The sequence below is a fragment of the Prochlorococcus sp. MIT 1011 genome (genome assembly GCF_047305235.1).
GTDB lineage: Bacteria > Cyanobacteriota > Cyanobacteriia > PCC-6307 > Cyanobiaceae > Prochlorococcus_B.
Map to the genome: position 1 here is coordinate 1,257,063 of NZ_CP138983.1, position 17,327 is coordinate 1,274,389.

The 17,327-nt window shown below is 36.6% G+C and carries 15 protein-coding genes; 6 read left to right on the forward strand and 9 right to left on the reverse strand.

Annotated features, from left to right (window positions below):
- Positions 1-50: 50 nt before the first annotated feature.
- Genes SIB75_RS07640 through glmU form a run of 4 tightly spaced genes read left to right on the forward strand, consistent with a single transcriptional unit; the run spans position 51 to position 5,292 of the window.
- Positions 51-1,616 (forward strand): UbiD family decarboxylase, encoded by a 1,566-nt coding sequence (locus tag SIB75_RS07640; RefSeq protein ID WP_413682690.1) that lies wholly within the window; start codon positions 51-53, stop codon positions 1,614-1,616.
- A 54-nt stretch (positions 1,617-1,670) separates the two neighbouring features.
- The gene (gene aroA / locus SIB75_RS07645; RefSeq protein ID WP_413682691.1) at positions 1,671-3,005 is read left to right on the forward strand and encodes a 3-phosphoshikimate 1-carboxyvinyltransferase; all 1,335 of its coding nucleotides are present in this window, start codon (positions 1,671-1,673) and stop codon (positions 3,003-3,005) included.
- A gap of 12 nt (positions 3,006-3,017) precedes the next feature.
- Entirely contained in the window at positions 3,018-3,914 is an 897-nt protein-coding gene (locus SIB75_RS07650) for an MnmC family methyltransferase (protein WP_413682692.1), read from the forward strand.
- A gap of 37 nt (positions 3,915-3,951) precedes the next feature.
- A complete protein-coding gene (gene glmU, locus SIB75_RS07655) occupies positions 3,952-5,292 on the forward strand; it encodes a bifunctional UDP-N-acetylglucosamine diphosphorylase/glucosamine-1-phosphate N-acetyltransferase GlmU (protein WP_413682693.1) in 1,341 nt (446 codons plus the stop codon).
- A 14-nt stretch (positions 5,293-5,306) separates the two neighbouring features.
- Here the strand turns inward: glmU and SIB75_RS07660 are convergent, their stop codons facing one another.
- From SIB75_RS07660 to menD, 4 genes are read right to left on the reverse strand one after another with little or no spacing between them, the layout of a single operon-like run.
- Positions 5,307-6,704, reverse strand: coding sequence for a UDP-N-acetylmuramoyl-tripeptide--D-alanyl-D-alanine ligase (locus SIB75_RS07660; RefSeq protein WP_413682694.1), 1,398 nt, complete (start codon positions 6,702-6,704; stop codon positions 5,307-5,309).
- Between the two features lie 45 nt (positions 6,705-6,749).
- Positions 6,750-8,213, reverse strand: coding sequence for a glycogen synthase GlgA (glgA, locus tag SIB75_RS07665; RefSeq protein WP_413684834.1), 1,464 nt, complete (start codon positions 8,211-8,213; stop codon positions 6,750-6,752).
- A 48-nt stretch (positions 8,214-8,261) separates the two neighbouring features.
- Positions 8,262-9,155, reverse strand: coding sequence for a 1,4-dihydroxy-2-naphthoyl-CoA synthase (gene menB / locus SIB75_RS07670; RefSeq protein ID WP_413682695.1), 894 nt, complete (start codon positions 9,153-9,155; stop codon positions 8,262-8,264).
- A 15-nt stretch (positions 9,156-9,170) separates the two neighbouring features.
- The gene (gene menD, locus SIB75_RS07675) at positions 9,171-10,967 is read right to left on the reverse strand and encodes a 2-succinyl-5-enolpyruvyl-6-hydroxy-3-cyclohexene-1-carboxylic-acid synthase (RefSeq protein ID WP_413682696.1); all 1,797 of its coding nucleotides are present in this window, start codon (positions 10,965-10,967) and stop codon (positions 9,171-9,173) included.
- Between the two features lie 63 nt (positions 10,968-11,030).
- Here menD and lepB point away from each other — a divergent pair, with 63 nt between their 5' ends.
- Together lepB and SIB75_RS07685 are read left to right on the forward strand one after the other, a co-directional pair.
- On the forward strand, positions 11,031-11,597 hold the full coding sequence (gene lepB / locus SIB75_RS07680; protein ID WP_413682697.1) for a signal peptidase I: 567 nt from the start codon (positions 11,031-11,033) through the stop codon (positions 11,595-11,597).
- Between the two features lie 62 nt (positions 11,598-11,659).
- Positions 11,660-12,004, forward strand: coding sequence for a DUF760 domain-containing protein (locus SIB75_RS07685; RefSeq protein ID WP_413682698.1), 345 nt, complete (start codon positions 11,660-11,662; stop codon positions 12,002-12,004).
- Here the strand turns inward: SIB75_RS07685 and SIB75_RS07690 are convergent.
- The 5 genes from SIB75_RS07690 to SIB75_RS07710 all read right to left on the reverse strand — a co-directional run bounded on the left by SIB75_RS07690 (position 12,001) and on the right by SIB75_RS07710 (position 17,249).
- Positions 12,001-13,179: a DUF4336 domain-containing protein gene (locus tag SIB75_RS07690; protein WP_413682699.1), complete on the reverse strand. Its 1,179-nt coding sequence runs from the start codon at positions 13,177-13,179 to the stop codon at positions 12,001-12,003. The genes SIB75_RS07685 and SIB75_RS07690 overlap by 4 nt on opposite strands.
- A 12-nt stretch (positions 13,180-13,191) precedes the next feature.
- Complete coding sequence (locus SIB75_RS07695; protein ID WP_413390113.1) at positions 13,192-14,064, reverse strand: metal ABC transporter permease; 873 nt, start codon at positions 14,062-14,064, stop codon at positions 13,192-13,194.
- The gene (locus SIB75_RS07700) at positions 14,057-14,854 is read right to left on the reverse strand and encodes a metal ABC transporter ATP-binding protein (RefSeq protein WP_413682700.1); all 798 of its coding nucleotides are present in this window, start codon (positions 14,852-14,854) and stop codon (positions 14,057-14,059) included. The genes SIB75_RS07695 and SIB75_RS07700 overlap by 8 nt, the downstream gene beginning before the upstream one ends.
- Positions 14,854-15,819 (reverse strand): metal ABC transporter substrate-binding protein, encoded by a 966-nt coding sequence (locus tag SIB75_RS07705; protein ID WP_413682701.1) that lies wholly within the window; start codon positions 15,817-15,819, stop codon positions 14,854-14,856. Before SIB75_RS07705 ends, SIB75_RS07700 begins: the two co-directional genes overlap by 1 nt.
- Positions 15,820-15,893: 74 nt before the next feature.
- Positions 15,894-17,249: a YcjF family protein gene (locus SIB75_RS07710; RefSeq protein WP_413682702.1), complete on the reverse strand. Its 1,356-nt coding sequence runs from the start codon at positions 17,247-17,249 to the stop codon at positions 15,894-15,896.
- Between the last annotated feature and the right edge of the window lie 78 nt (positions 17,250-17,327).

Below are 17,327 nucleotides of genomic sequence, written 5' to 3' on the forward strand. Positions count from 1 at the left end.
ATAACTTGCGTCACAGTAACTAGATAATTAGGTTAATCGTGCAGACCTTCATGAAATTCTTTCGTCAAGAACCTCTTACACGTGACATTAGAGATTTTCTCTCTCTTTTGGAAAACAAAGGTCAATTAAAGAGAATAAGTGGTGAGGTTGATAGTGATTTAGAAATTGCAGCAATAAGTGACCGAGTTCTGGGGATGGGAGGACCTGCTCTACTTTTTGAAAACGTAAAAGGTTCATCAATGCCTGTTGCTGTAAATCTACTTGGAACAATGGAACGTGTCGTATGGAGCATGGGATTAGAGAAGCAAGAAGAATTGGAAGATTTAGGAAAAAAATTAGCACTTCTTCAGCAACCGAGACCCCCAAAAGGATTTAAAGCAACTAAAGCTTTTGCCTCAGTTGCTTGGGACCTACTTAAAGCTCGTCCTGACATTGATCTCTTACCACCATGTCATCAAAAAATAATAGGTGAAAAAGATTTAGATCTAAATTATTTACCACTTTTACGACCATGGCCTGAGGATGCAGGAGGTGCTATCACTTTAGGCCTGGTAATAACAAAAGATCCTGAAACAGGCGTCCCAAATGTTGGCGTTTATCGGCTCCAAAGACAATCTGCCAAAAGCATGACAGTCCATTGGTTAAGTGTTAGAGGAGGAGCCAGGCATCTTCGCAAAGCTGTTGCCATGAATAAGAAACTAGAAGTTGCCGTTGCTATAGGAGTTCATCCACTTCTTGTTATGGCTGCAGCTACTCCTATTCCAGTACAGCTCAGTGAATGGCTTTTTGCAGGTCTATATGCAGGGGAAGGTGTTCGATTAACAAAATGCAAAACCATCGATCTTCAGGTACCAAGTCACAGTGAAATAGTTTTGGAAGGATCAATATCTCCTGGAGAGGAAATGATAGATGGTCCTTTTGGAGACCATATGGGGTTCTATGGAGGAGCTGAGTCCTCACCTTTGATAAGATTCCACTGCATGACCCAAAGAAAAGAACCAATATTTTTAACAACGTTCAGTGGGAGGCCTCCAAAAGAGGAGGCGATGCTAGCAATAGCTTTGAATAGAATTTATACACCAATACTTAAACAACAAATCCCTGAAATTGTTGATTTCTTCCTTCCAATGGAGGCATTGAGTTACAAATTAGCAGTCATCTCAATTGACAAGGCGTATCCAGGACAAGCGAAAAGAGCTGCAATGGCTTTTTGGAGTGCTTTACCCCAATTCACCTATACAAAATTTGTCGTTGTTGTCGACTCGACCATTAACGTAAGAGACCCTAGACAAGTGGTTTGGGTCTTATCCAGTCAGGTTGATCCTCAAAGAGATTTATTTGTACTAGAAAATACCCCTTTTGATTCCCTTGACTTTGCAAGTGAACATATCGGCTTAGGAGGAAGATTAGCTATTGATGCAACAACAAAGATTGGTCCAGAAAAAAATCATGAATGGGGTAAACCATTAACAAGGCCAAAAGAACTTGAAGACAAAGTTGATGAAAGATGGGCCGAATTAGGATTATCAGAGATAGAAAACACCCAACCCAGTCCAGAATTGTTTGGTTACGTTATCGATGAACTAATGCGTCAAAAACAAATAAACAATTCATAAATAAGAAATAAAGCGTATCAATAAATAAAATAAAGAGAATTCATTGTTTTTTAATTGAAAGTTCCTACTAAAGATCATTCTTTAAGAAACCTTCAAAAAGGAGGGGAACTCTTTGGGAAAGTTAAAGTGCCTGGAGACAAATCCATATCACATCGTTCTCTATTATTCGGTTCTATTGCTAAAGGGAAAACGATAATTGAGGGGCTTTTACCTGCTGAAGATCCCCTAAGCACAGCTGAATGCTTGAGGTCAATGGGTGTAAAGATTAGTCCAATTAAAAAAGGAGAAATTGTTGAAGTCAATGGCGTTGGACTAAATGGTCTTCAAGAACCTCAAGATATTTTGAATTGTGGAAATTCAGGAACAACCATGAGATTAATAATGGGATTATTAGCTGGTCAAAAAAATCGTCATTTCATCCTTACAGGAGATAAATCACTTCGAAATAGGCCAATGAAAAGAGTAGGACAACCATTAAAAATGATGGGGGCCAAAATTTCTGGAAGACATGACGGAGACCTCGCTCCTCTATCGATTATGGGGAGTAAATTAAGGGGTGCCGTAATTGGCACACCAGTGGCAAGTGCGCAGATAAAATCTGCAATCCTCCTCGCTGCTCTTAATGCAGAAGGTTCAACTACTGTTATAGAGCCAGCAAGATCAAGAGATCATAGTGAGAGAATGTTAAAAGCCTTTGGAGCTAATCTAGAGGTAGATGGTGAAATGGGTAGGCATATAACTGTTTCCCCAGGGAAAGATCTAAAAGGTCAATCAATTATTGTCCCCGGTGATATTAGTTCCGCTGCATTTTGGCTAGTTGCTGGTAGCATTATCCCAGGATCAGAACTAATCATTGAAAATGTTGGTCTAAATCCAACAAGAACTGGAATACTTGACGTATTAGAGGCAATGGAAGCAAATATCAACATAATAAACAAAAGGGATGTAGCCGGCGAACCAGTTGGAGACATTAAAGTTTACTATAAAGAAAACTTGAAGCCCTTTAAGATTGATGATGAGATAATGCCTCGGCTAGTAGACGAGGTACCCATATTGTCAGTTGCAGCATGTTTTTGTAACGGTATCAGCCAGATAAAAGGAGCAAGTGAATTAAGAGTAAAAGAAACTGATCGTTTAGATGTGATGGCCAGGCAATTAAAAAGAATGGGAGCCAATCTAGAGGAACATCCAGATGGTCTAACTATCCATGGAGGAAATCCTTTAGAAGGATGTGAGCTTGATAGCGAAGATGATCACCGTATAGCAATGAGTTTAGCTATAGCATCAATAATGGCTATTTCTAATTCGACATTAAGACGTGGCGAAGTAGCAGCAATCTCATATCCAGATTTTTGGGATGATCTAAAAAGACTTCAACAAAAAAATTAGCTCTTCTTAAAATTGAATGATTACAGAATTCAAACGACAAAAGATGGGAGTTTAAGTCTTTACAGCTTGAGCTATGAAGAAGGATTTCATGATAAGGACGGAGCACTTAGAGAATCAATTAGTAAATATCTCTTGCCAGCTCAATTAGAACAATTTTCTACTACTGAGAAAATAGTTGTTTTAGATGTTTGCGTAGGATTGGGGTATAACACAGGATGTATTCTCGAGAAGTTATTTCAAAGCAATATAAAAATTGAATGGCATGGGCTTGAAATTGATCAAAGGCCTTTAAATCTTGCTCTCAATCAAAAAATATTTCAGAAAACTTGGTCTCCAAAACTATTACATTTTTTTAATTGCATAAACAAATCAGGGGAATGGAATGACGGTTTTAATGAAGGAAATATTCACTGGGGAGATGCAAGACAAAAGATTTATGAATTAAAAGGTTCTCTAAAGTTTGATTTAATTCTTCTTGATCCTTTTTCCCCACAAAAGTGTCCCGAACTATGGAGTGAGGAATTTATTTCTGTATTAACCGAAAAGCTATCTATCAAAGGCCGCTTGATTACATATTCAACTGCTGCCTCGATTAGAGCAAGTTTTAAAAGAGCTGGCTTAAAGATCTATTCAATAGTCCCCTTAATCGATAATCAAAACAAATGGAGTTCAGGAACAGTTGCGATGAGAAAGGAATTAGAAGCACATTTTATTTCAGAAAATTGTCAATTTAAAGAATTAAGCACCAGGGAAATAGAACACCTTGCTACGCGTTCATCAATTCCTTACAGAGATCCAACGGGGAGAGGAATCTCTAAAGAAATTATTTCAACAAGAGAAATTGAGCAATCTAAAAGTCAATTAATAAACACTTCATCATGGAGAAAGCGATGGAATACTGCGCAATAGCTATAAAGCAATTAGATTTCATCAAAAAAGTACTCTAATGCTTGCCATCGCAATTTTAGCGGCTGGAAAAGGTACGCGAATGAAAAGTAGGCTGCCTAAGGTTCTTCACCCATTAGCAGGAAAATCACTTATTGATAGGGTTTTGTCTTCTGCCGAGGGGCTCAAGCCAAGCCGTAAGCTAATAGTTGTAGGACATCAAGCTAACTTAGTAAAGGACTCTCTGAAAAATCATCAAAACTTAGATTTTGTTCTTCAGAAACCTCAAAATGGAACAGGACATGCGATCCAGCAATTAATTCCTAAATTACAAGGATTTAATGGAGAACTTTTAGTATTAAATGGCGATGTTCCACTGCTAAAGGAGAAAACTCTAAGTTCACTCTTAAAATTTCACAAAGAATCCAAAGCGAGTGTAACTTTTTTATCTTCAAGTTTAGAAAATCCAACAGGATATGGGCGAGTATTCACAAATGATTCAGGACTAGTAAAAAACATCATCGAAGAGAAAGATTGCACTAATGAACAGCGAAAAAATAAATTAATAAATGCGGGTATATATTGTTTTGATTGGCAACAATTATCAGATGTTTTAAATTTACTATCTAACCAAAATAGTCAAAATGAAATTTATCTAACTGATACTATAAGTTTACTTAAAAAAGCATTACATTTTGAGGTAGATAATCCATTTGAAATTAAGGGCATTAATAATAGGCTTCAACTATCTGAATGCGAACATTACATCCAAGAAAAGCTTAAATCCTTATGGATGAGCAAGGGAGTTTCATTTATTGATCCGATTAGTTGTTCGCTTAGTGAGGATTCAATCTTTGGCACAGATGTAATTATTGAGCCACAAACTCATCTTCGTGGCAAATGCAATATTGGCAATGGATGTCATTTAGGACCAGGCAGTGTCATAACAAATTCAACACTTGCGGAGAATGTATTAGCCATTCATTCATTCATCAATGAAGCAGAGATTGGGAGTAACACATCAATTGGGCCATTCGCTCACATAAGGCCGGAATCAAACATAAGTAAAAATTCTAAAATAGGAAACTTTGTAGAAATAAAAAAAAGTTGTATTGGTGAAGGAACAAAAATCAATCATTTAAGCTATGTAGGTGATTCAGCTCTAGGAAAAAATATTAATATTGGAGCAGGAACTATCACAGCTAATTTTGATGGTAAAAATAAACATAGAACAATTATTGAAGATTATTCAAAAACCGGTGCAAATTCAGTACTTGTTGCGCCCATCAAGATTGGGTCACATGTAACCATTGGTGCAGGCTCAACAATAAGTAAAGATATTCCTGATAAAAGTTTAGTAGTTGAAAGATCAAAAGCAATTATTAGAACTAAGGCTGATTAACTAAAACGGCGAAGTTATTTCTGTAAATATGGTAATACTTTTTCTAATTCCAACTTACGACTACCTTTAATTAAAATATTGTCTCCCGGTGAAAGCCATGACAATAGTGACATAGCCGCATCTTTTGGGGTACTTACTACATCATGATTTGGTAATTCTTTGATTGTCTTTTTTATGATATTAAATTCATCCCCACAAGATACGAAAACAATACCAGTAAGACCTAATTCAATGGCTTTGTTAAGAACTTTCTGATGAAGTGAAATACTCTCAGAGCCCAACTCAAGCATCGTGCCTAAAACTGCAAAATGTCTGCCAGGCTTGCTTACCAATAACTCTAGAGATGCAATAACAGATTCAGGAGATGCATTGTAAGTCTCATCTAAAACTAAATATTGTCCACAATTAACTAATCTATTTCTTCCCATTGGCATATTAATTTTTAATTGATCAAGATTCTTTATTGATAGTCCTAATTCTGTTGCGACAGTTAATGCCAGAAGAAAATTCATAGCATTATGTCTTCCTTCAAGGGGCAATTTGAATTTTCTTCCCTGAAAAAGAATGAAATTATTTTGCATGTCAATTTGAGAAATATAATCTGGTTCAATATCTTGAAAAGCAAAATGCTCATTATTACAATCTGAGTAATTCAGTGAAAAGCCCTCTATCTCTACTCGAACAATACGTCCTGACCATTTTTCTAACAAAGCTTTTTCCAAGAGATAGTCGCCAAAAGGAATAATCACAACACCATCAGGTCTTAGGTTTGAGGTGATTTCAGACTTAGCTTTTGCAATATTTTCTCTACTACCAAGAATGCCAATATGAGCTTGTCCTACATTTGTAATTACAGCGATATCAGGTTCAGCGACTCGAGAGAGACGTGCAATTTGACCAAAACCACGCATACCCATTTCAAGAACAAATGCAGCATCTGTTTCCGACCCTCTAAGCAGAGTTTTTGGAACACCGATATCATTATTTTCATTCCCTCTACTCGAGACAATTTTACCAAGAGGAGACAATATTGCTCGAATCAGTTCTCTTGTAGTTGTTTTACCAACAGAGCCAGTAACAGCAACCACAGGAAGACTTAAATTTCTTCGATGAAGCAATGCGATCTGTTGATAGGCGTACAGAGTATCTGGAACCACCCAGTGAGACAGCTCAGTTGGTACCAAACCATTATATTTTTCAGAAACTACTGCTGCCTGTATACCAAGATCAAAAGCCATATCTAAGTAATCATGACCATCAAATTTATTACCTACCAAAGGGACAAAGAAATCACCCTTTTCAATTGCCCTCGAATCAGTAGATATACGACCAATAGGTAAATTAAGATCTATTTCCTTTTGATTATCTGGCTTCCCCCACAGTTCAATTAAATCCTTAAAAGTAACATCCATACAAATATTTGAATAGAAGCAAAGTAATCTAAATACTCAAAAATCCTATAATTTTATTTTAGTGCCTTTCCTTGAAGGATCTGCGTCTTGGCCGTAAGAAAACTTTTCAACCTCAGCAGCATCAGGAGAAGGCTCCTTAATTCCACAAACGTCTTTGTACATTAATTCATATTCTTTCGCGGATCTATCCCAACTATATTTATTTGACATTGCTCTTAATTGCAACTCCTTCCAACTTTTTTGATGTCTATATGCTTCCCAAGAACGAACTAATGCTGTATAGAAGTCAATTGGTTCATACCGATCAAAACAAAATCCGGAACCTGTTTCATTCATCGGATTATAAGGTTCTACTGTATCCACTAAACCGCCTACTTTTCTAACGATCGGAATAGCACCATAACGCATAGCTAACAATTGACTGATACCACATGGTTCAAAGCGACTAGGCATTAGGAATGCATCAACTCCTCCATAAATGAGCCTAGATAATGCATCATCGTAAGTAAGGAAAACAGAAAAACGACCAGGATATTCAATCGCAAGTTGCCATAAAGATGACTCTAAGTTGCGATCACCCGTCCCAAGTACAACGACCTGAGAATCTGTATAAGAAAGAAGCCTATTAGCTACTTGTAATAAAAGATCTATACCTTTTTGATCAACAAGCCTACCCACCATTCCCATTAGATATTTATCTGGATTCACTTCAAGTCCCATTCTTTCTTGCAGGACTCTTTTATTAATTGCTCTACCAGAAATATTATCTACACTAAATTTAGCTGGCAATGAATTATCCGCTGCCGGATTCCACTCATCGAGATCAACTCCATTTAATATTCCTCGTAATTTTCCAGAAATATAATTTAAAAGTCCCTCTAATTTTTCTCCATATTCAGATGTTCGAATTTCCCTTGAATAAGTTGGAGATACTGCATTCACTCTATCGGCATACAACATTGCTGATGCCATGGTGTGATCACCATGCATATACCAGGGACACCAAGTTATTTGATCAAGCTTCCATCTCCATGGGCCTTGATACTTGAGATTATGAATAGTAAATACCGTACTAATTTCGGGGTCTTGATGCATCCAAACTGGGATCATTCCAGTATGCCAATCATGACAATGGAGGACTTGTGGTTTCCATGAGTTCCATGCAAATTCAGAGACTGCACTAGCAAAAAAAGTAAATCTCCAATCTTCATCTTCTCCTCCGTAAATACGCTCAGAATCAAAACATGGATGTCCAATCAAATAAATTGGCAACCCATTAGAGGGATGCCTTGTTTCAAAAACAGCGAAGTCAACACCCATTGTGTTGGCTCGAAAAATTGGTTCAGGAGAAATATCCATCAACGTCCATAATTTTCCATAACCTGGAATTATTAATCGAACGTCATGTCCAAGTTTTTTAAGCGCAGGAGGTAATGAACCAACAACATCACCCATACCTCCAACCTTTATCATTGGGGCGCATTCAGCAGCAGCAAAAAGTATTCGCATTTTATTCATGAAAAAGAAAGATTTATTTTTGGGATAAACTAAATAAAATCATGGAAGCCATTTTGATTCGGAGAAATCAGGATCCCTTTTCTCCATGAAAGCATTTCTTCCCTCCTTTGACTCATCAGTCGTATAAAAAAGATGTGTTGCCTGGCCAGCAAGCTCTTGGATACCTGCTAATCCATCTGTATCAGCATTAAAAGAAAATTTCAAACACTTTATAGCGGTTGGACTGTTTTGAAGTATTTCCCTAGCCCATTTAACACCTTCTGACTCGAGCAAGTTAATTGGTGAGATGGCATTTATTAACCCCATATCCAATGCTTCCTTCGCTCCATATTTCCTACATAGGAACCAAATTTCTCTGGCCTTCTTTTGACCTACAACCCTTGCCAAATAACTTGAACCAAACCCTGCGTCAAAGCTTCCAACTTTAGGTCCTGTTTGACCAAATATTGCATTATCTGCAGCTAAGCTCAAATCGCAAATCAAATGCAAAACATGTCCTCCCCCGATTGCGAAACCAGGAACAAGCGCAATAACTACTTTAGGAAGACTCCTAATTATACGTTGCAAATCAAGAACATTTAAACGCGGGATTCCATCATCCCCTAGGTATCCTCCACTTCCACGTATAGCCTGATCTCCTCCAGAACAAAAAGCGAACTTTCCATCTTTGGAAGGTCCTACCCCTGTAAATAAGACCACTCCGATTTTCGGATCTTCTCTTATTCTGATAAATGCATCACAAAGTTCTGAAATTGTTTGAGGTCGAAAAGCATTTCTTTTCTCAGGTCGATTTATCGCAACTCGAGCAATTCCTTCCGGACTTATGTCAAGCAGGATATCTTTGTATTCACCAACAGAGGCCCATGAGGTAATAATTTCCCCAGGGAGAACTCTTCTTGAGATATTGTTAGAATTAACAGGTTTTAAAGTCATTTTTTTAAATTAAACTTAGTCAAAAATTGATAAATTCTCAGATAATGTTTTTTTTAAGTCATCACGTAAACTTACTCTCAATTTATGATCTTCTAGAGAGTTAGTACAAGCTCTTATCAATACATTTGTTGACAAAGAAAAACTCCATTCAATTGCTTGTTCTAAATCATCCAAACAAGCAACTTGCTTATATTTCAATCCGTAGGCTTTAGCAAGTGTAAGATGACAAACTTGCTGAGGCATAAGAAAAATTTCTTCAAAATTTCCTTCTTGGATTCTATCTATATTTAATTGATTAAATATGCCCCCTCCTCCATTATCAATCATGATTACGATTAGACTAATATTTTTATCCTTAGAAAATAACCAACCATTTGTATCATGAAGAAGAGCTAAATCACCAGTTACCAATATCATCCTTCCCATAATTATTGATAATCCCATACCCATTGAGAGTGTCCCATCAATTCCTGATGCCCCCCGAAAGCCAAAGCACCTTCTAAGAAAAGCCCCCTCTCCCGAGTAACTTAACCAATCTCTTATGGGACTACTTGAAGCAAGCATCACAGGGATAGAAGTTGGCAACAAGCGAGGAAGTAATCTAGCTAAGGCAGGTTCAGTAATTAACCCATTCCTGAATAACCTTTTATCAAGCCAATCATGGATAAATGAATCATATTTTATAAGCTCTTTAGTCAATTTTTGACTAACAATTTTTTTATCTATTGCTGGGTTTGTAGGATTACCCTCAAGCAATTTATTAATCCAACAAGAAAACCCTTCACTAAATTGAGTTGATCCACCTATTGGATCAAGATTTCGACAATCTCCCTCCGTAATAAGTAATCGAACTTTTCCAGGTTTTGCAAGCCAAGTGTGTAATTCTCTGCTTGGTGGCATTGGACCCAAGCGTAAAACTTGAATCTCTTTGATTTTTTCAAATAAACCTATTGAGAAAAAAAGATCCCAGTGATTTATCAAACCTTCTTGATGATTTTCAACCCCAGAAAGTGGATCAGCAAAAATTGGCCATCCAGTTAATTTCTGCCATTTCTTTAATGCATTCCTAAAAGGAACAAGTTGTTTTGCTTTCCCTCTCCATGGCCCAACAATAATTATTCCTAAAGAAAATGGATCTAATACTGGTAGTTTTAAAGATGGAGAATTTTGAACAGCCTCAATCTTATTTGAAGTAATTTTTTCCTCTAAAAATCCTTCAAGGACCCATCCATCAAGAACTTTCTTCTGATCAATTTCGCAAGGATGCAAAGGCTCTTCATAAGCGAGGTTAATATGAACTGGGCCAGGAATATTAGAAGCCATTTCGAATGATTTATTAATTAAAGATGTCAGTCTTTCTTTAGAAATTAAATGAATTCCTTCTTTTGGAGATTCATCAAAATGTCTACAAACAGACTTAAGAAAATCCTGTTGATTAACTGCTTGATTCGCTCCACATTCTTTTAATCGTAAAGGTCTATCTGCAGTCAAGAACAAGATAGGATGGCATGACCTATCTGCTTCAACAGCCGCCGGCAAAAGGTTTGCGACAGCACTTCCAGAAGTTGTAATGACACAACTTACTTGTCCACTAGCTGCACTTATTCCCAAAGCAAGGAAAGCAGCTGACCTTTCATCAATTGATGTTATTAGAGTTAATTCTTTCCTTTTAGAAAGACTTGCTGCTGCTAATGCAAGAGGGCCTGATCTACTGCCGGGGCAAAGGACAAAATATTTCACTCCCTTTGCTACTAGAGTTTTAAGGAGCTCTAAACTAATAAAAAAATTGTAACGTGCTAGTGAAATTGCCAAAAGAAAAACTACTTCGATTTTTGTAAAGAACTTTCCAACAAGAAACTAAAACAAAGAAAATTCATGACATCCACTGAATCAAAAAAAAATCAAACCCAAAATAATTGGAAAGGATTGTTGGTTTGGATACTAATTGCGCTTTTATTAAGATGGCAAGCAGTTGAACCCAGATGGATTCCATCTGGATCAATGATTCCAACTTTGCAAATTCAAGATCGAATATTGATAGAAAAAATAACCCCAAGACTTAATCATAAACTAAATAAACATTTAAATTTAAATACAATTGTTATTTTCAAACCTCCAAAAATACTTACAGAAGCGGGTTACAGTGATGGATCAGCGCTAATAAAAAGAGTCGTTGGATTACCTGGAGACAAAATAGAAGTTACTAATGGGAAACTATATAGAAATGAAAAAGAAATAAATGAACCTTGGATTAAAGAACCTATCCAATATGAAATGAAACCAACCAATGTACCTGAGTATTCACTTTGGGTTTTAGGAGACAACCGAAATAACAGTTTGGACTCTCACATATGGGGAGCTCTTCCAGAAAAAAATCTTATTGGTACGGCACTTGTAAGGTACTGGCCTTTAAAAAAAATAGGACCTATTCGGTTCCCATAACCTAAATTAAATTTTATTGGAGTACATTTTGCGATAATGTGTAGTTACACGTAAAAAACTGGATGTTTAATCCTGAATTTTTAGCTACAGACAATAATGAGGCTCATGAGGCAAATGCTCTAATTCAGTACTTACAAGACCAACCTGCGGACGTTCTACAAAGAGTTGCAAAATCTGCAAGTCCAGAAATCCAAGAAATAATTCGACACAACGTTCAAGGATTACTTGGAATGCTTCCAGGAGAGCAATTTGAGGTAAAAGTTACTTCTAGCAAGGATAATTTGGCGAGTTTATTAGCCTCTGCAATGATGACAGGTTATTTCTTAAGGCAAATGGAGCAAAGGAAACAGCTAGAGGAAACACTCTTATCTGATGAAGAGATGTCAGTCGACCCAGATAAAATTTAATCACTAAATTTTTTCAGAGGGTCTTTTGGTACTACGCCGATTTTTAATAATTTTTGATCTAACCAACTTAAAAATCCAAAATCACTCTTACTTGTAGCCCAATCAGATTTTTTAATTTTATTTTTTAACGCTGTTACTTCATTTTTTGAAAATCTAACTTTCCCGCTGTAATGAGCAGATATTAACCAAGAAAGACCTTGCAAAGATTCAACTTTATTTAACCAAGTTATTAAAGCTTTTTGTCCTCTAGGGAAAACCAGCCTTTCTATTACAGGAGCAATTTGTATCAGAGGATTGTTTTTCCCAACAAGTTTTTTAGCAGACAACTCCCAGCCTTTCTGCCAAGAAAAAGGATATATGCCGAAATGTGCTCTTTTATTTCTTAAATTTGGTTTAAAAGCGTTTTCAAAAATTTCTTTTATTTTTGGTATCTCCAACTTTTCAGGCCTTAAGTAGGAAGCAAAAAGAACCAAACGAAGCCATCCTTTCCTTCTTGCAATTGGCGTATCAATTAGCTCTTCAGACCCCTTCTCTCTTGAATGAAACAATAAAGGCGTAGGATCTAAATCAAAGAGCTCAGGAGGAGTCTCCTCAATACCCACAAGTGCATCAGTAACCAACAAAGATTTTGATGGTTTATGAAAACAAGATATTTCTTGAAATCGTCCTAAGCCAATATCAATTGGTCCCAATGGAATCCAATCTAAATAATCACTATGAGGAAATCCATCAGCCAATAAAATATTTGTTCTTTTAGACGGAATTCCCAACCAATCAAAAGGCAATTGAAATGGAAAACTCCATTGACCTGGGCAAACCCATATTTTTGAATCAGGAAAAGCTCTAGCCAATGCAGGTAGAGCAATTTTATGTTCCAACCCAGAGGCCGTTGGTAAAACTATAGTTTTTACAGGACCAATTTTTTTCACAAGTACGTCGATATCACTCAGCAATTCTTTCGTCGGGGGGAGAGGGTTAATTATCATCAATTCATTCTTTACTCTTACAACTAATAACCTCACAGGGACAGCAACATAATAAATTCCCTGAAGTTGTTCAAAACTCCAAATCTGATTTGGGACTAATTCCCTGAATATTGTTCTTTTTCTGCCATAAGGATAGAGCGGTAAAAGTGGCCACCAACTCCATTTCTGTTCAGAAGCTAGGTTACTCATAGTTGTAATAAATTAATCATTTTTTATTAGAGATTGATTTTTAAATATTCCATATCTTGGAGCAAATAAAAATGCTATTAGAAATATTAATGTTTGAACTAAAACGATAGATCCACCTGTTTCGATATCGGACCAATAACTTATATAGACACCTAGAATACTTGAGAATGAGCTGCTAATAACTGCTAATAAAGTCATCTGATCAAAACGATCAGTTAACAAATATGCTGTAGCACCAGGCGTAATAAGCATTGCTACTACGAGGATAATGCCAACAGTTTGCAAACCAACTACTGCTGATAGAGATAATAAAGTTAATAATAAATAATGAAGTATACCTGTATTAATTCCTATAGATCTAGCATGCTTAGCATCAAAACAATAAAGCATTAAATCTTTTCTAAATATAAGCAAAATAGATATAACAATAAACGAAATTATTAAAGTCTGGTTTACATCTGAACGAGAGATCCCCAGAGGACTTCCAAAAAGTATTTGCATTAGATCAATATTACTTTTTATTTTTGAAACCAATACAAGGCCTAATGCAAAAAAACCAGTAAAAACAAGTCCTATTACTGTATCTTCTTTAATTCTGGATTTCTGCTTAACGAATCCAATCAAAGCAACTGAACCAACTCCAAAAACAAAAGCACCTAAGGAGAAAGGGAGCCCTAATGCATAAGCAACAACCACCCCTGGCATAACCGCATGGGAAACTGCGTCACCCATTAATGCCCAACCTTTTAAGGTCATATAACAAGATAAAAGTCCACAAACACCTCCCACTAATGCGCTAACCATTAAAGCTCTTCTCATGAAGTCATGAGTTAATGGATCCAATAGCCAATCAATTGGCGTAATGGAAATTAGAAATTCACTCATTTACAAAATCTTTACTTGAAGTCGGCCCCGATAAAGGATTTGGTGGAATTCCTCCAAATGTTTTATTTAGATTTTCTGAAGTAAAAACTTCCGAGGTTTCACCATAAGCAAGAACAGTCTTATTGATAAGAACAACAAAATCACAAAAATCTCTCACATGATTCAAATCATGAGTAGAAATCAAAATAGTGTGTCCTTCTTGTCGAAACTGAAGAAATAGCTCAGCCATAAGCTTTTCAGTAGGTACATCAACTCCCGAAAAAGGCTCGTCTAAAAGAAGTACTGATGCCCTCTGAGCAATTGCTCTTGCAAGAAAAGCTCTTTTGCGTTGTCCTCCTGATAAAGATCCTATTGGTCTCTCTCTGAGATCCAAAAGATCAACTCTTTCAAGGGCGTGAATAACGGCTCTTCTATCAGATTCTCTTGGTATTCGAAAAATATTCATAGCGCCATATCTGCCCATCATCACAACATCCCAAACGCTCACGGGGAATGAATAATCTATCCCTTCATTTTGTGGAACATATGCAACCGATTGCTCCTTCTGCGCTTGATTAACCTTTATACCATTGATCCTGATTTTTCCCCTTGAAGGTCTAACAAAACCCATCAGAGCCTTGAAAAAAGTTGATTTTCCTGCACCATTCATCCCCACAAGACCACATATAGATCCAGCCTTTAAATTTAAACTAGCGTCATAGAGAGCAACTGTACCGTTGTAGTCAACACAAACTTGGTCTGCCTCAATACGCATAAAATCTTTCTCATGGCTTTTAAAAATTGGGTTCATTATTTTTTCACTTCTGAAATGGATAGGCCCTTAGTAATTAATCGAACATTGTGCCTTAGTAAATCTATATAGGTAGGAGCAGGACCATTTAGATCTGAGAGTGAATCAACGTAGAAGGTCCCACCAAAAACAGCTCCGCTTGATTTCGCAACTTCCATTTGTGCTTCTGCACTCACAGTACTTTCGCAAAAAATTGTTGGGACTTCATTCTCTTTGATTTTTTTTATTAGATTCACCATCCTCCTTGGGGTTACTTGACTTTCAGCATTAACTGGCCACAAATATGCCTCTTTCATTCCGTAATCACGGGCCAGATAAGTAAAGGCTCCTTCACATGTCACCAAAAATCTTCTTTCTTTAGGAATAGAGGATAAAGAATCTCTGAGCTCTTTATCAAGCGATTCAAGTTTAGCTTTATAGGTTGAAGCGTTAGATGAATATTCAAGAGCTCCATCAGGATCGATTTTAATAAAAGCATCGACTATTTTATCTACATAATTCATAGCTCTTTTGGGTGACATCCAGGCATGAGGATTTGGCCTGCCTGCATAAGCATCACCATCTATCAATAATGGCTTTATCCCCTCAGTTAATTTCACCTTGGGGACATCACCCGTACTACTCATAAATTTCGAAAACCATGCTTCAAGACCTAAACCATTTTCAATAATCAGTTTTGCTCCTTTAGTTTTTACAATATCACTAGGTGTAAATTGATAACTATGGATTTCTGCCCCTGGTTTCGTTATTGATTCAACTAAAAGTCTATCCCCAGCAACATTTCTAGCAAGATCCGCCAAAATTGTAAAAGTAGTTAAAACAAAAGGCTTTTCATAGCTTGGTCCATAAGTTTTTTTATTTACACATCCTGTCGAGAATAAAATATTTAAAGCAAGTAAAAGAGATAAACTAAGTATCTTATTTTTCTTATAAATATACTCAGAAAAAATCTTTTTATTAAACATATATTTGAAATTAGAAAATATTAATGTCTTATCTAAATATAAGTCAAAGATATACCAGAAGAACAGTTATAAACTTAAAATGATTTAACTTTGTAATTAATAGATTGAGACTGAATCCATTCTTTTGATTGCTTTAAAAAAGCCACCCAATCAACTCTTTCAAGTTCAGCAGCTTTTGACACCAGTTGAGGAGCTTGTTGCTTAATAAGTTCTAAATCAGGTTGAGTTACTCCATTATTAAGAGCCATCCAATCAGCCATCGATCTTCCAACCACTCTGGTTAAATAAGCAGCACTCAAGGCCTGAATTGTTCCAGCAGCCACCCAAGAGGAGCCATCAAGCTTTGCCAAGCTCAACAACGACTGTCCACTCCATTCGACAACTCCTTGAGCGATTGCAGCCATTGCTAGTTGTCTTGAGACTGCCTCAAGTAATTCTGGCTTCATTTTGGAAGACCATATTTTCGACATTTCTTTGATCATCAAGCCATTAACAACTGCAACTGCAAGCAAATCAGTTGAGGCTACAGGGGAGGCGAAAACGATACCAGCAACTATCCACTGAGATCTTGTTTGAATAACCTTGAATTTTTCTCTTCTTAATTTTTCTAAATCTTTTTGCCAAGAAGTATGCAATCGAGACAAAAGTCTTTGCTTGGTAATGTCTGTATTCTTCTTTGGATTTTCAAGAAGTTTCTTAATGGGAGAAAGAACCGTTGCCATTTCTGTTTGAGATCCATCCCATTTCAATACTCTGTTAGTCCATCTATCAGGTAATTGAGCCTCCAATGCATTTCGTTCATCAGACCAATCAGTAGATTCTTTACTGGCAACCATTAGCCAGGCTGGTTGATCTGTAGGGATATTTTTAATCCACAAAAGATCAGCTGCGCTCATTGGAAGTGCCAAAGAATAAACAATAAAATCTTGTTCTTGGATTAAATCTGGCAAAATCCAATTTCGATCTCTTACCGGAAGAGATGGTGGGAAAGAAACTTTTATTTGATTTTTTATTCCTAAAACTTTTTCCAATTGCTCTTTATCAGGCAATTTTACGCCTTTTGTTTTCAAGAAACCAATGCTTTGATCTTCGCTTCTATCAATAATTTTTTGCAAGGAATTTATTCTTTCTTTTTTTCTTTCACTTTGCTCTCCATCCTCAAGTAAGTACTCAAAATTCTCTAAAACGTCATGACATCTTCTTACCCATCCTTGAACAGTTGAGGGAGCATCAAATGAAACCTTCCCTGGTTTTAAAAAATAAAAAATACAACCAAGGCCTAATAGCAATCCAAGTCCACCCCCAGGAATATGGGCCACATCACTCAAAACCCATTGACCTGTGATAGTTAGCCCAATAAAAAGACTAATTTTCGGAATCGAAAAAGAAGGCAAGGAGAGAGGAGATTTTGTTAATGAATGATTTTCCACGATTTCAATAAATACAGTTTCTTCTTAGCTAACTTTCATTTTAAAGCAAATTTCCCCTTAATAACCGCAAAGAAAGAA